The sequence below is a fragment of the Pseudomonas sp. RIT-PI-r genome (assembly GCF_001297015.1).
Classification (GTDB): domain Bacteria; phylum Pseudomonadota; class Gammaproteobacteria; order Pseudomonadales; family Pseudomonadaceae; genus Aquipseudomonas.
In genome coordinates, this window is the sequence record NZ_LIGE01000047.1 from 226,019 (window position 1) to 241,203 (window position 15,185).

Annotated in this window: 11 protein-coding genes; 8 read left to right on the top strand and 3 right to left on the bottom strand. The window is 60.0% G+C overall.

Features of this window, described 5'->3' with window-relative positions:
* The first annotated feature begins 150 nt into the window (after window positions 1-150).
* The 4 genes from AK821_RS28405 (at window position 151) to AK821_RS28420 (ending at window position 5,394) form a co-directional block, all read left to right on the top strand.
* Window positions 151-2,742 (top strand): glycosyltransferase, encoded by a 2,592-nt coding sequence (locus AK821_RS28405; protein WP_064393201.1) that lies wholly within the window; start codon window positions 151-153, stop codon window positions 2,740-2,742.
* A gap of 237 nt (window positions 2,743-2,979) precedes the next feature.
* Complete coding sequence (gene dapE / locus AK821_RS28410; RefSeq protein ID WP_064393202.1) at window positions 2,980-4,131, top strand: succinyl-diaminopimelate desuccinylase; 1,152 nt, start codon at window positions 2,980-2,982, stop codon at window positions 4,129-4,131.
* Entirely contained in the window at window positions 4,131-4,940 is an 810-nt protein-coding gene (locus AK821_RS28415; RefSeq protein ID WP_064393203.1) for a putative RNA methyltransferase, read from the top strand. The genes dapE and AK821_RS28415 overlap by 1 nt, the downstream gene beginning before the upstream one ends.
* A gap of 76 nt (window positions 4,941-5,016) precedes the next feature.
* Entirely contained in the window at window positions 5,017-5,394 is a 378-nt protein-coding gene (locus AK821_RS28420) for a hypothetical protein (protein ID WP_007908869.1), read from the top strand.
* 139 nt (window positions 5,395-5,533) lie between these two features.
* Here AK821_RS28420 and AK821_RS28425 read toward each other — a convergent pair whose 3' ends face one another.
* The gene (locus AK821_RS28425) at window positions 5,534-5,743 is read right to left on the bottom strand and encodes a cold-shock protein (protein WP_053117589.1); all 210 of its coding nucleotides are present in this window, start codon (window positions 5,741-5,743) and stop codon (window positions 5,534-5,536) included.
* A 238-nt stretch (window positions 5,744-5,981) separates the two neighbouring features.
* Here AK821_RS28425 and plsB point away from each other — a divergent pair, with 238 nt between their 5' ends.
* The 4 genes from plsB (at window position 5,982) to AK821_RS28445 (ending at window position 10,444) form a co-directional block, all read left to right on the top strand.
* Window positions 5,982-8,480 carry a glycerol-3-phosphate 1-O-acyltransferase PlsB gene (gene plsB, locus AK821_RS28430; RefSeq protein ID WP_064393204.1) on the top strand — a complete coding sequence of 833 codons (2,499 nt, stop codon included), beginning with the start codon at window positions 5,982-5,984 and terminating at the stop codon, window positions 8,478-8,480.
* 97 nt (window positions 8,481-8,577) lie between these two features.
* Window positions 8,578-9,264: a hypothetical protein gene (locus AK821_RS28435; protein ID WP_064393205.1), complete on the top strand. Its 687-nt coding sequence runs from the start codon at window positions 8,578-8,580 to the stop codon at window positions 9,262-9,264.
* A 51-nt stretch (window positions 9,265-9,315) separates the two neighbouring features.
* Window positions 9,316-9,714 carry a YbaY family lipoprotein gene (locus AK821_RS28440; protein WP_064393206.1) on the top strand — a complete coding sequence of 133 codons (399 nt, stop codon included), beginning with the start codon at window positions 9,316-9,318 and terminating at the stop codon, window positions 9,712-9,714.
* A gap of 40 nt (window positions 9,715-9,754) precedes the next feature.
* Entirely contained in the window at window positions 9,755-10,444 is a 690-nt protein-coding gene (locus tag AK821_RS28445; RefSeq protein WP_064393207.1) for a DUF4197 domain-containing protein, read from the top strand.
* A gap of 493 nt (window positions 10,445-10,937) precedes the next feature.
* On the opposite strand, the gene AK821_RS28450 is transcribed toward AK821_RS28445, so the two are convergent.
* Both AK821_RS28450 and AK821_RS28455 read right to left on the bottom strand, forming a co-directional pair.
* On the bottom strand, window positions 10,938-14,006 hold the full coding sequence (locus tag AK821_RS28450; RefSeq protein WP_064393208.1) for an efflux RND transporter permease subunit: 3,069 nt from the start codon (window positions 14,004-14,006) through the stop codon (window positions 10,938-10,940).
* Window positions 14,007-14,012: 6 nt separating this feature from the next.
* Window positions 14,013-15,113 (bottom strand): efflux RND transporter periplasmic adaptor subunit, encoded by a 1,101-nt coding sequence (locus tag AK821_RS28455; RefSeq protein ID WP_064393209.1) that lies wholly within the window; start codon window positions 15,111-15,113, stop codon window positions 14,013-14,015.
* Window positions 15,114-15,185: the final 72 nt, after the last annotated feature.

Sequence of the window (15,185 nt, forward strand, 5' to 3'; positions counted from 1 at the left end):
GTGTAAGAACTTAAGTCAAAGTCGGCTGCCCAATGTCGGGCATTTCCCTGTCTGATGTACGACTTGCGAACTGCCGGTGTAGGATGCGCGCCCCTCGGGCGTCTAGCCGACCGATCCTTCGTTCCACAGCCTTTGGAACCCGAAATAGCTATGTCATCGCGTAAATTTGGACTCAACCTGGTGGTGGTTCTGGCAATCGCTGCCCTGTTCACCGGTTTCTGGGCGCTGATCAATCGCCCGGTTTCCGCGCCGAACTGGCCGGAGCAGATCTCCGGTTTCTCCTATTCGCCGTTCCAGCAAGGACAATATCCGCAGAAGGATCAGTATCCGTCTGACGAAGAAATGCGCCGCGACCTGGAGATCATGAGCAAGCTGACGGACAACATCCGCATCTACTCGGTCGACGGTTCGCTGCAAGACATCCCGAAACTGGCTGAAGAGTTCGGCCTGCGCGTAACGCTGGGGATCTGGATCAGCCCCGATCAGGAACGCAACGAACGGGAAATCACCCGCGCCATCGAACTGGCTAACACTTCGCGCAGCGTGGTTCGCGTGGTGGTCGGTAACGAAGCGATCTTCCGCAAGGAAATCACCGCGCAAGAGCTGAGCGTGCTGCTAGATCGCGTGCGCGCGGCGGTGAAAGTGCCGGTGACCACCTCCGAGCAATGGCACGTCTGGGAAGAACACCCGGAGCTGGCCAAGCACGTTGACCTGATCGCCGCGCACGTTCTGCCGTACTGGGAATTCATTCCGGTCGACAAGGCTGGCCAGTTCGTTTTTGACCGCGCCCGCGACCTGAAAAAGCGGTTCCCGAAAAAACCGCGGCTGCTCTCCGAGGTCGGCTGGCCGAGCAACGGGCGCATGCGCGGTGGCGCCGATGCGTCGCCGGCGGATCAGGCGATCTATCTGCGCACCCTGGTCAACAAGCTCAACCGTCAGGGCTTCAACTACTTCGTGATCGAAGCGTTTGACCAGCCGTGGAAAGCCAGCGACGAAGGTTCGGTCGGCGCGTACTGGGGCGTGTTCAACGCCGCCCGCCAGCAGAAATTCAACTTCGAAGGCCCGGTGGTTGCGATTCCGCAATGGCGCGTGCTGGCCATCGGTTCGGTGGTATTGGCGCTGTTGTCGCTGACCTTGCTGATGATCGACGGCTCGGCCCTGCGCCAGCGTGGGCGGATCTTCCTGACCTTTATCGCGTTCCTTTGCGGCTCGGTGCTGGTGTGGATCGGTTACGACTACAGCCTGCAATACAGCACGTGGTTCAGTCTGACCGTCGGGTTCCTCTTGGCGCTCGGCGCGCTCGGGGTGTTTATCGTGTTGCTGACCGAAGCGCATGAACTGGCCGAAGCGGTGTGGATTCACAAGCGCCGGCGCGAATTCCTGCCGGTCGAGGGCGACTCCAGCTATCGCCCGAAAGTGTCGATTCATGTGCCTTGCTACAACGAGCCGCCGGAGATGGTCAAACAGACCCTCGACGCCCTCGCCGCGCTGGATTATCCGGACTACGAAGTCTTGATCATCGACAACAACACCAAGGACCCGGCGGTGTGGGAACCGGTGCGCGACTACTGCGAAACCCTCGGCCCGCGCTTCAAGTTCTTCCACGTCTCGCCCCTGGCCGGTTTCAAGGGCGGCGCGCTGAACTACCTGATTCCACACACCGCCAAAGACGCCGAAGTGATCGCCGTGATCGACTCCGATTACTGCGTGCACCCGAACTGGCTCAAGCACATGGTGCCGCACTTCGCCGACCCGAAAATCGCGGTGGTGCAGTCGCCGCAGGATTATCGCGACCAGAACGAGAGCACCTTCAAGAAGCTCTGCTACGCCGAATACAAAGGCTTCTTCCACATCGGCATGGTCACTCGTAACGACCGTGACGCGATCATCCAGCACGGCACCATGACCATGACCCGTCGCTCGGTGCTGGAAGAATTGGGCTGGGCTGACTGGTGCATCTGTGAAGACGCCGAACTCGGTTTGCGCGTGTTCGAAAAAGGCCTGTCGGCGGCGTATTACCACGACAGCTACGGCAAGGGTCTGATGCCGGATACCTTTATCGACTTCAAGAAGCAGCGTTTCCGCTGGGCCTACGGCGCGATCCAGATCATCAAACGTCACACCGGCAGCCTGCTGCGCGGCAAGGACACCGAGCTGACGCGCGGCCAGCGTTACCACTTCCTCGCGGGCTGGTTGCCGTGGGTCGCGGACGGCATGAACATCTTCTTCACCGTCGGCGCGCTGTTATGGTCGGCGGCGATGATTATCGTGCCGCAACGGGTCGATCCGCCGCTGCTGATTTTCGCAATCCCACCGCTGGCGCTGTTCGTGTTCAAGGTCGGCAAGATCATCTTCCTCTACCGTCGCGCCGTTGGCGTGAACCTGAAAGATGCCTTCTGCGCGGCACTGGCCGGACTGGCGTTGTCGCACACCATCGCCAAAGCGGTGCTGTACGGCTTCTTCACCACCAGCATTCCGTTCTTCCGCACGCCGAAAAACGCCGACAACCATGGTTTCTGGGTGGCGATTTCCGAAGCGCGGGAAGAGTTGTTCATCATGCTGCTGTTGTGGGGCGCGGCGCTGGGGATCTACCTGGTCAACGGCATGCCGAGCAACGACATGCGTTTCTGGGTAGTGATGTTGCTGGTGCAGTCGCTGCCGTATCTGGCGGCGCTGATCATGGCGTTCCTGTCGTCGTTGCCGAAACCGGCCGCCGCGCCTGAGCCGGCGCCGGTCGTCTAAATCCTCATCGATGCACTAAACGGCGGCCAATGGTCGCCGTTTTGCTTTAAGATAACCGCCATTTTGCGGGGCTTGGCGGCGTTCGGCTCATTGGCCGAACCCAATTCCTGTAGGAGTGAGCCTGCTCGCGATAGCGGTGTAACAATCAATAGTTACGTTGACTGACACACCGCTATCGCGAGCAGGCTCACTCCTACAGTTAGTCCGCGCCCACATTCATGATCTTCGGAGTTTTCCATGACGGCCCACGCCGACCTTTCGCCGACCCTCCAACTCGCCATCGACCTGATCCGCCGTCCGTCCGTGACGCCGGTCGACGCCGATTGCCAGAAGCAGATGATGCAGCGCCTGGGCGATGCCGGTTTCAATCTCGAGCCGATGCGCATCGAAGATGTGGATAACTTCTGGGCGACCCACGGCACCAACGACGGCCCGGTGCTGTGCTTCGCCGGCCACACCGACGTGGTGCCGACCGGCCCGGTCACCGCGTGGCAGATCGACCCGTTCAACGCCGTGATCGATGAACACGGCATGCTCTGCGGCCGTGGCGCGGCAGACATGAAAGGCAGCCTGGCGTCGATGACCGTTGCCGCCGAGCGCTTTGTCGCCGACTATCCGAACCACAAAGGCAAGGTCGCGTTCCTGATTACCAGCGACGAAGAAGGCCCGGCGCACCACGGCACCAAAGCCGTAGTCGAGCGTCTGGCCGCGCGCAACGAGCGTCTGGACTGGTGCATCGTCGGCGAACCGTCGAGCACCACGCTGGTTGGCGACGTGGTCAAAAACGGTCGTCGCGGCTCGCTGGGCGCCAAGCTCACCGTCAAAGGTATTCAGGGTCACGTCGCTTACCCGCATCTGGCGAAGAACCCGATCCACCTCGCCGCTCCGGCGCTGGCCGAACTGGCCGCCGAGCATTGGGATCACGGCAACGATTTCTTTCCGCCGACCAGTTTCCAGATTTCCAACGTCAACTCCGGCACCGGCGCGACCAACGTGATTCCCGGCGATCTGGTGGCGGTGTTCAACTTCCGTTTCTCCACCGAATCGACCGTTGAAGGCCTGCAGAAACGTGTTGCCGATATTCTCGACAAACACGATCTGGACTGGCACATCGACTGGGCCCTGTCCGGCCTGCCGTTCCTCACCGAACCGGGCGCACTGCTCGACGCGGTGTCGGCGAGCATCAAGGACATCACCGGTCGCGAGACCAAAGCCTCCACCAGCGGCGGCACGTCCGATGGTCGTTTCATCGCGACCATGGGCACACAGGTGGTTGAACTGGGCCCGGTCAACGCGACCATCCACCAGGTCAACGAGCGTGTATTGGCAGCGGATCTCGACGTGTTGACCGAGATCTACTACCAGACCCTGATCAAGTTGCTCGCCTGATGCTTGCTTGCCCCATTTGCAGTGAACCGCTTAATGCGGTGGACAACGGCGTGGTCTGCCCCGCCGGCCACCGCTTCGACCGTGCGCGCCAGGGTTACCTGAACCTGCTGCCGGTGCAGCACAAGAACAGCCGCGACCCAGGCGATAATCAGGCCATGGTCGAGGCGCGTCGCGACTTCTTGAACGCCGGGCATTACGCGCCGGTGGCCAAGCGACTGGCCGAACTGGCGGCGAGCTACGCGCCGGATCGCTGGGTCGACATCGGTTGTGGCGAGGGTTATTACACCGCGCAGATCGCCGAGGCCCTGCCGAACGCTGATGGCTACGCGCTGGATATCTCCCGCGAAGCGGTCAAACGCGCCTGCAAACGCAACCCGGCGATTAGCTGGTTGATCGCCAGCATGGCCCGTGTGCCGTTGGCGTCGGGCAGTTGCCAGTTTCTCGCCAGCGTTTTCAGTCCTTTGGATTGGGAAGAGGCCAAGCGCTTGCTCAGTGTCGGCGGCGGTCTGATGAAAGTCGGCCCGACCAGCGGCCATCTGATGGAACTGCGCGAACGCCTGTATGACGAAGTGCGCGAGTACACCGACGACAAGCATCTGGCCCTGGTGCCGCAAGGCATGGCACTGGCGCACAGTGAAACCCTGGAATTCAAACTGACGCTGGACAAGCCCGAGGATCGCGCCAACCTGTTGGCGATGACGCCCCACGGCTGGCGCGCCAGTGCCGAGCGTCGCGCGGCGGTGATCGAACAGGCCGAGCCGTTCGAGACCACCGTGTCGATGCGCTACGATTATTTCGTTCTTCAATAAACTTTTGGTCTCGGGCAAATGCCCGGGGCCGGCTAAATCCGCGAATGGATTTTTCAGACCCGCAGTGAGGACATCCATGCGCCAACCGGATATCGAGATTTACCTGAAAGACGCCGACGTCGACCACAAGGCCATTTCGGCCTGGCTGGGCGCCGCATTAGGCCCGTGCAGCGACTGGGTACAGAAAGGCCAGACTTACAAGTGCAAGGCCGGCAACGTGCCGGTGACCTGGCTGCCGAAAGCTGTGGGCAAGTGGAACAGCCTGTACCTGGAAAGCGACCAGACGCCATGGGACGACGACATCGCCTGCGCCCGCGCCGCATTTGCTGCGCTGAACGTCGAAGTGCGCTGCGCGCCGGGGACGTGGGTCGAGGAAGAAGGTGAAGAGACGGCGGATCGCTGGATGCGCATCAGCGCAGACGGTGAAGAAGAAATCACCTGGAAAACCGCTTAAAAGCAAAAGATCGTCCGAAGGCTGCGATCTTTGATCGTTCCCACGCTCCGCGTGGGAATGCAGTCCGGGACGCTCTGCGTCCCAAAGCGAACGCGGAGCGTCCGTTGAGGCATTCCCACGCAGAGCGTGGGAACGATCATTACAGGCCTACAACATCCTCCGCCTGCAAACCCTTCTCGCCAGTAATCACCGCGTACTCGACCTGCTGACCTTCAGCCAGCGACCGATGCCCTTCGCCGCGAATCGCGCGGTAGTGCACGAACACGTCCACCCCGTCTTCGCGCTGGATAAAGCCGTAGCCTTTGGCGTCGTTGAACCACTTCACGTTGCCGGTTTCACGTGTTGCCATCTGTTCATACTCCTTTTTTATTATTGAACGGGCTTTTCGCAGGAAAGCCTTAGAGGAACGTCAGCCTGCGTCCGACGTCCATAAAAGGGCCCCGGCGACAGACCGCCGAGTATATGACAGGTGCGAAAAGTCTCAACAGGAGATTACTTCGCCGCTTTTTTGCCGATTTTCGAGTAATCCGGCACACTATCGCCCACCCGAGCAACCGCTCGGTTTTATCCACTCATGCAGAAGCCGTATGACCCGTTCCCCGTTCCGCCGTCTTGTGTTTGGCACCCTGCGCCGACTGTTGTACCTCTGGGTTCGCTCGGAGACGATCAACCAGTCGTCGTTCACCCTCAACCTCGACCGCAGTCGTCCGGTGTTCTACGTCCTGCAAAACCCTTCGCTGACCGATCTGGCGGTGCTCGACACCGAGTGCACCAAGGCCGGCCTGCCGCGTCCGGTGCTGCCGGTGTCGGTGGGGCCGCTGATTGAACCGGCGGCGTTTTTCTACCTGACACCGGATCCGGACTGGCTCGGCCGTCAGGACAAACGCGGTGCGCCGCCGACCTTGACCCGACTGGTCAGCGCCCTCACGCAGAACGCTGCTGAAGATGCGCAAATTATCCCGGTCAGCGTGTTCTGGGGTCAGTCACCGGACAGCGAAAACAGTCCGTGGAAACTGCTGTTTGCTGACAGCTGGGCCGTTACCGGGCGCCTGCGTCGGCTGCTGAGCATCATCGTCCTCGGGCGCAAAACCCGCGTGCAGTTCTCCGCGCCGATTCACCTGCGCGAACTGATCGAGCACAACAAGGGCCACGAACGCACCGTGCGCATGGCCCAGCGGATCCTGCGCGTGCATTTCCGCAATCTGAAAGCAGCGGTCATCGGCCCGGACATTTCCCACCGTCGCAACCTGGTCAAAGGCCTGCTCAACCAGCCGCTGGTCAAGCAAGCGATCCTCGACGAAGCCGAGCGCGAAAACATCTCCGCGGAAAAAGCCAAGGCCCAGGCCCTGCGCTACGGCAACGAGATCGCCTCGGACTACACCTACACCGCGATCCGCTTCCTCGAAGTGGTGCTGAGCTGGTTCTGGAACAAGATCTACGACGGTATCAAGGTCAACCACATCGAAGGTGTGCAGAAAGTCGCTCAGGGTCACGAAGTGATCTACGTGCCGTGCCACCGCAGCCACATCGACTACCTGCTGCTCTCGTATTTGCTGTTCCGCAACGGCCTGACCCCGCCGCACATCGCCGCCGGGATCAACCTGAACATGCCGGTGATCGGCAGCCTGCTCCGTCGCGGCGGTGCGTTCTTCATGCGCCGCACATTCAAGGGCAATCCGCTGTACACCTCGGTGTTCAACGAGTACCTGCACACGCTGTTCACCAAAGGTTTCCCGGTCGAGTACTTCGTAGAAGGCGGCCGCTCACGCACCGGACGCATGCTGCAACCGAAAACCGGCATGCTCGCGATTACGATGCGCAGCTTCCTGCGTTCGTCGCGGATGCCGATCGTGTTTGTGCCGGTGTACATCGGCTATGAACGCGTACTGGAAGGTCGCACCTACCTCGGCGAACTGCGCGGGGCGAGCAAGAAGAAAGAGTCGATCTTCGACATTTTCAAAGTCATCGGCGCGCTCAAGCAGCGTTTCGGTCAGGTCGCCGTCAACTTCGGTGAGCCGATCAAACTGGCGGAATTCCTCGACGCCGAACAACCGGACTGGCGCCAGCAGGATCTCGGCCCGCAGTACAAACCGGCGTGGCTCAACGAAACCACCAATCGCCTCGGTGAGAAAGTCGCGCAGCATTTGAACGAAGCGGCGGCGATCAACCCGGTCAACCTGGTGGCGCTGGCACTGCTGTCGACCACGCGTCTGGCGCTGGATGATCGGGCGATGGCCCGGGTGCTCGATCTGTATCTGGCGCTACTGCGCAAGGTTCCGTACTCGCCACACACTACGCTGCCGGAAGGCGACGGCCGCGCGTTGATCGAGCATGTGAAGGACATGGATCTGCTCGCCGAGCAAAACGATGCGCTGGGCAAGATTCTCTATCTGGACGAGCAGAACGCCGTCCTGATGACTTACTACCGCAACAACGTGTTGCACATCTTCGCCCTGCCGGCGCTGTTAGCGAGTTTCTTCCAGAGTGCGTCGCGCATGAGCCGCGAACAGATCCTGCGTTACACCCGCGCGCTGTATCCGTACTTGCAGTCGGAGCTGTTCATTCGCTGGACGCTGGACGAACTGGACGGTGTGGTCGATCAATGGCTGGAAGCGTTCGTCGAGCAAGGCCTGCTGCGTTTCGAGAAGGATGTGTACCTGCGTCCGGCACCCAGTTCGCGGCATTTCGTCCTGCTGACACTGCTGTCGAAGAGCATCGCGCAGACCTTGCAGCGCTTCTACATGACCGTGTCCTTGCTGCTCAACAGCGGCCAGAACAGCATCAGCGCCGAAGAGCTGGAAGACCTCTGCACGGTCATGGCCCAGCGCCTGTCGATCCTCCATGGCCTCAACGCCCCGGAGTTCTTCGACAAGAGCCTGTTCCGCCACTTCATCCAGACCCTGCTCGACCTCGACGTGCTGCGTCGCGACGAGGCCGGCAAACTGAGTTATCACGAGCTGCTCGGCGAACTCGCCGAAGGTGCGGCCAAACGTGTGTTACCGGCGGAGATTCGTTTGTCGATCCGTCAGGTGGCTCTGCATCGCAGTGAAGATGCTGCAGAAACAGCGGTAACTGCCGAAGGCTGAAACGTGCCGATAACTAACGGAGAGCCCGCCGGGTTCTCCCGTTAGTTGATTCGTGAATAAATAGGCTCACTTTAAAAATCGCGATAAGGATATCGAGATGAGCCCGCTGCACGAACAAACTCCCATCGTCACCGTCGACTTCCGTTTGCCCCCAAACTTCCGCGCTCCTGTGGGCGGTGAGAATGAAACGGTGGTCAGCGTCAAAGTGGTTAACTCCACTTCTCCGATCAACATCAAAGACTGGCGGCACTCTTCAGTCTTCGATGTCGACTGGAAATTTTCTTTCCCGCATCACTACAGCGATGTCGGCGTGAAGTATCAGATCAACGTTCAGATGTTCCATGAGCAACAGCCTTTGCTCGTGGCGCTGGACTACTTCGTTGTCGTCAACAAAGCTCCGCACCGGCAGACGCTGCACTTGAGCCCGATCGGCTTTCTGTATGTAGAAGTTCAGGAGCCCAGTGTCGTTGCTGAACATGAAGCCGTGACGATAAGCCTGCACGATGTGGATCGTCCCGACACACAACTTGCGCGGGTCACTCACGATGAACGAGCCGCCACTTCGTTTTATCTGCAATACGATCCGGCGAGTGTTATCCCTGGCAAACGCTATGCACTAAGCGGCACTGAAAATCGCTACCACCAATCCATTCTGGTCACGCCGTGGCATGTCGAACTTGCGCCGGTTTCGCCCTCGTTGAGTTCGCGGCTATCGCAGTGGCTCTCGCAGTGGCTGGAGAAACCATTACGTTTGTTCACTGACGTTGATGGCAAAATCCGCTAGATTTCTCTTCGGCGCCGGGATTCTTCCGGCGCAAAAGTATTAGAGGTTCCGATGAAAAAACTCACCCTTCTCGCCGCCGCCACGCTGTTGAGCGCCTGCCAATCGACCACCCCCGCCGGCAAGGCCAGCCTCGATGGCGAAGTGTTCTACCTGCAACGCATCGCCCTGCCACCGAGCGCGACCCTGAGCGTGAGCCTGCAAGACGTTTCCCTCGCCGACGCCCCGGCGGTCGTGCTCGACGAGCAGAAAGGCCCGATCAAAGGCCAGGTGCCACTGCCGTTCCATTTGAGCTACGATCCGGCGCAGGTCAAACCCGGCCACCGTTATTCGGTCAGCGCGCGTATCGAAGTCAACGGTGAGCTGATGTTCATCACTACCGAAAACCACCCCGTGCAACTCGACGGCAACGACCCGCAGCCGCTGAAAATCCGCGTCGACGCGATTCGTTGATTCATTGTCCGCCACCACTTTCTGCAACAAGGAAGCCGCCATGCTCCGCCCTACCCTTCGCTTCGCCGGCCTGTGCGCCGGCCTGATGATCAGCGCCAACGCTCTGGCCCTGTCACTCAGCGACCTGTCCCAACAAGACGCCACCGGCGGCCTCAAGGATGCCCTGACCCAAGGCGCGCAAATCGCCGTCAAACAACTGGGCACCCCGGGCGGCTTCAGCAACAACCCCGACGTGAAAATCGAACTGCCGGGCAAACTCGGCAAAGCCGCGAGCAAGATGAAAGCCTTCGGCATGGGCGCCCAGGTTGAAGAACTCGAAACCGCGATGAACAAAGCGGCAGAAAGTGCAGTGACCCAAGCCCAGCCAATCCTCGTCGACGCCGTGAAAAAAATGAGCGTCGCCGACGCCAAAGGCATCCTCAGCGGCGGTACGGATTCGGCCACGCAATACCTCGACAAATCCAGCCGCGAACAGATCCGCGCCAAGTTCCTGCCGATCGTCAAACAGGCGACCGACAAAGTCGGCGTGGCGCAGAAGTACAACTCATTTGCTGGTCAGGCCGCTGCGTTTGGCGTTGTTGATGCGAAAAGCGCGAATGTCGAAAACTACGTGACCGAACAAGCGCTGAATGGCTTGTTCGAAATGATCGGCAAACAAGAAGAAACCATCCGCAAGAACCCGGCCGCTGCGGCGACGAGTCTGGCGAAGAAAGTCTTCGGCACGTTGTAACGTCCCGTGTAGGGGCTGCCGCAGGCTGCGATCTTTTGATCTTGTCTTTGCTGTCGAGCGTTGAAGATCAAAAGATCGCAGCCTTCGTCACCTCCTCCACCAAACCCGCGGCGTAGCCGCACCACTCAACAATGAGCGCAAGCTCGAGTAAAGCTTTTGATCTTGCCATGCCGGCCCCATCGGTAGGCTGAGTGGAGGGGTTGATCCGGGGGTGGGAGCGCAGCGACCGTTTGGCGCAGCCAAACACATCGAGAGGAGGTGCAGCGAAGCAAACCGTAGGCGATGCCCCCCCGGATCAATCCCGGAACGAAGGAACCCCGAGCCCCAGCGAGCGGGCCGAACGCCGGGGCCCAGCCTTTTGCTTACTTTTCGGCGCCTGGAAAAGTGAGTCGCCGTAAGGGCGAAACCGCCAGCCGCCCCACCCGCAGAAACGGATATTCACCCAAAACCCCAAGAACATGGTCGGCCCGAAGGCCGCCACGTCAAACGCAGATCAAACCTCCCGGCGAACCCGGAACCAAGCCGCATACAACGCCGGCAAAAACAACAACGTCAGCGCAGTCGCAACAATCAACCCACCCATGATCGCCACCGCCATCGGCCCAAAAAACACACTGCGCGACAACGGAATCATCGCCAGCACCGCCGCCAGCGCCGTCAACACAATCGGCCTGAAGCGTCGAACCGTAGCCTCGATAATCGCCTGCCAAGGCTTAAGCCCGGAAGCAATATCCTGCTCGATCTGATCCACCAGAATCACCGAATTGCGCATGATCATCCCCGACAACGCAATCGTCCCCAACATCGCCACAAAGCCGAACGGCTGACGAAACACCATCAAAAACAGTACCACCCCGATCAACCCCAACGGCGCCGTCAAAAACACCATCGCCGTGCGTGAAAAACTGCGCAACTGCACCATCAGCAACGTCAGCACCACGACAATGAACATCGGCACCCCGGCATTCACCGACTTCTGCCCCCGCTCGGAATCCTCCACCGTGCCACCGACATCCAACAGATAACCATCGGGCAACTCGGCGCGAATCGAATCCAGCGTCGGCATGATCTGCTTCACCAGCGTCGCCGGCTGCTCCTTGCCATAAATATCGGCACGTACGGTCACGTTCGGCAAGCGATTGCGATGCCAGATAATCCCTTCCTCAAAGCCATATTCCAGCGTGGCAATCTGCGACAGCGCCACACTGCGGCCGTTGTCCGTCGGCACCGCCAGACTCGGCAGCAACGACAATTCAGTGCGTTCATGAACCGTGCCGCGCAGCAGAATCTCGATCAATTCGTTGTCTTCGCGATACTGGCTGACACTCGAACCGGTCAACGAACTCTGCAGAAATTTCGCCAGATTCGCCGTGCTCACACCCAACGCCCGGGCACGATCCTGATCGATGTTCAGGTACACCACCTTGCTCGGCTCTTCCCAATCCAGATGCACATTGACCACATGCGGATTCTCGCGAACCTTGGCCGCGACTTTACGCGCCAGCGCACGAACTTCTTCGATGTGCTCCCCCGTCACGCGAAACTGCACCGGATAGCCAACCGGCGGGCCGTTTTCCAGGCGCGTGACCCGCGAACGCAGCGCCGGAAATTGCTCGTTAAGCGTCTCGATCAACCAAGTGCGCAGCGCCTCACGCTCTTCGATGGTCTTCGCCAACACCACAAACTGCGCGAAGCTCGCCGCCGGCAGTTGCTGATCCAGCGGCAGATAGAAACGCGGTGATCCGGTGCCGACGTAAGCCACGTAATTGTCGATGCCAGCGTGATCTTTGAGCATCGCCTCCAGCCGTTTGACTTCACCGGCGGTATTGGCCAGTGAAGCGCCTTCGGCCAGTTTCAGATCGACCATCAACTCCAGTCGATTTGAGGCCGGGAAGAATTGCTGCGGGACGAAGCGGAACAACATCACCGAGGCAATAAACAGCCCGACTGTCAGCACGATCACGGTCTTGCGATGCGCGACGCACCACTCCACCAAGCGCCGAACGCGCTGATAAAACGGCGTGCCATACGGATCCGGCTGACCGTCACCCGTGCCATGTTTGGCCGCATGAATTTTCGCCAGATCCGGCAGGAGTTTTTCCCCCAGATACGGCACAAACACCACCGCCGCGACCCATGACGCGAGCAACGCGATGGTCACCACCTGGAAGATCGAGCGTGTGTACTCGCCAGTACCGGACTGCGCCATGGCAATCGGCAAAAAGCCGGCGGCGGTGATCAATGTGCCGGTGAGCATCGGGAACGCGGTGCTGGTCCAGGCATAACTCGCCGCACGGATGCGGTCGAAGCCCTGCTCCATTTTGATCGCCATCATTTCCACGGCAATGATCGCGTCGTCCACCAGCAAACCCAGCGCCAGCACCAACGCGCCAAGGGAGATTTTGTGCAGGCCGATGCCCAGGTAATACATGCAGGCGAAGGTCATCGCCAGCACCAACGGAATGGTCAGCGCCACCACCATGCCGGTGCGCACGCCGAGGGAGAAGAAGCTCACCAGCAAGACAATCGCCAGCGCTTCGACCAGTACCTGAACAAACTCGCCAACCCCGGTTTTCACCGCTGCCGGTTGATCGGAAACCTTGCGCAATTGCATACCGGCCGGAAGGTTTTTCTGGATGCGCGAGAACTCGCCTTCCAGTGCCTTACCCAGCACCAGAATGTCGCCGCCATCCTTCATCGCCACCGCCAGCCCAATCGCGTCTTCGCCCATGAAGCGCATGCGCGGCGCCGGAGGATCGTTGAAACCGCGACGCACATCGGCGACATCGGAGATCCGAAACGTACGATCACCGACGCGGATCGGGAAGTTTTTTATCTCGTCGACCGTCTGAAAATTCCCCGAGACCCGTAGCTGCAAGCGCTCACTGCCGGTTTCGAAGAACCCGGCGGTCGACACCGCGTTCTGCTCTTGCAGCGCCTGTTGCACCGCCGCCAGCGGCAAGCCGAGGGTCGCCAGTTTGACGTTGGACAGTTCGACCCAGATCTTCTCGTCCTGCAAACCGAGCAAGTCGACCTTGCCGACATCCTTGACCCGTTGCAGCTGGATCTGGATGCGATCGGCGTAATCCTTGAGCACCGCGTAATCGAAACCGTCGCCGGTCAGCGCATAGATATTGCCGAACGTGGTGCCGAATTCATCGTTGAAAAACGGCCCCTGAATGTCCGGCGGCAAGGTCTGGCGAATATCACTGACCTTCTTGCGCACCTGGTACCAGAGGTCGGGGATTTGCTTGGAGTGCATCGAGTCGCGGGCAATGAACGTGACTTGCGATTCACCGGGGCGCGAGAACGACACGATGCGCTCGTCCTCGCCGGTTTCCATCAGTTTCTTTTCGATGCGTTCGGTGACCTGACGCGAGACTTCCTGCGCGGTCGCTCCCGGCCAGCGGGTCTGGATGACCATGGCTTTGAAAGTAAACGGCGGGTCTTCGCTCTGGCCGAGTTTGGTGTAGGACAACGCACCGACGATGGCCAGCAAAAGCATCAGGAACAGTACGATCTGGCGATTACGCAGCGCCCATTCGGAAAGGTTGAAGCGCATCGGGGCTTACTCCTTGTCCGCCAGATTGACCACACGGTTGGAGCGATCCACCGGACGCACCTGCTGCCCTTCGAGCAACACATGCACGCCCGCGGCTACCACCCAGTCACTGGCGTTCAAACCTTCGAGCACCGGCACGCTTTTCTCACCGAACGGGCCGATGCGCACCGGGGTTTTCTTCAGGGTGTTGTTGCCGTTGACGACCCAGACGTAGGTTGCACCGTTTTCCGCGGTGAGTGCCGAGAGCGGCACCGACAGGGAAACGCTGTCAGCCGATTGCACAAACACACGAGCGCTCTGGCCCAGTTCGGCCGGGACTTTGCCGCCGGTGAAGGAAATACGCGCCGCAAAGGTGCGTGAGCGTGGATCGGCAGCGGGCGACAATTCGCGGATCTTCCCGGCGAAGCGCTGGTTTTGCTGGGTCCACAATTCGACTGTCACCGGCTGACCGACCTTGAAGCGGCCGAAGCTCTGCTCCGGCAGGCTGATCAGCACTTCGCGCTCGCCATCGGTGGCGAGGGTAAACACGGTTTGCCCGGCGGCGACGACCTGTCCAACCTCGACCGAGCGCTTGGCCACCACGCCATCCTGCGGCGCACGCAGCACCGCGTAACTGGCCTGATTGGTCGAAACGTTGAATTCAGCTTTGATTTGTTTGAGACGGGCTTCACCGGAGCGGTAAAGGTTTTCGGCATTGTCGTAGGCCGAGCGGCTGACCATCTGCCGATCCATCAGGGTCTTGTAGCGATCACGCTCGGTACGCACCAGATTGAGATTGGCTTCGGCGGCAGCGACCTGGGCGCGGGTGGCTTCCAGTTGCAGGCGCACATCCTGCGGGTCGAGTTCGGCGAGCGGTTGATCGGCCTTTACACGCTGACCTTCATCGACCAGTCGTCGGCTGACTTTGCCGCCAATGCGGAAAGCCAGATCGGGTTCGTAACGGGCACGCACTTCGCCCGGATAACTTTCCATCGCCTGCGCCGAAGGCTCTGGCTGCACCACCATGGCCGGTCGCACGGTGACTTGCGTCGCCTCTTCCTGACCACACGCTGACAAAAGGAACGCCAGACTTACTGGCAACGCGAGGGACAACGCATGGCGGAACATGGTGACGGACCTTTCGCTAATGGTGCTTGGAATAATTATACTGGCGGGTATGTTATTAATAGCAAACTCACC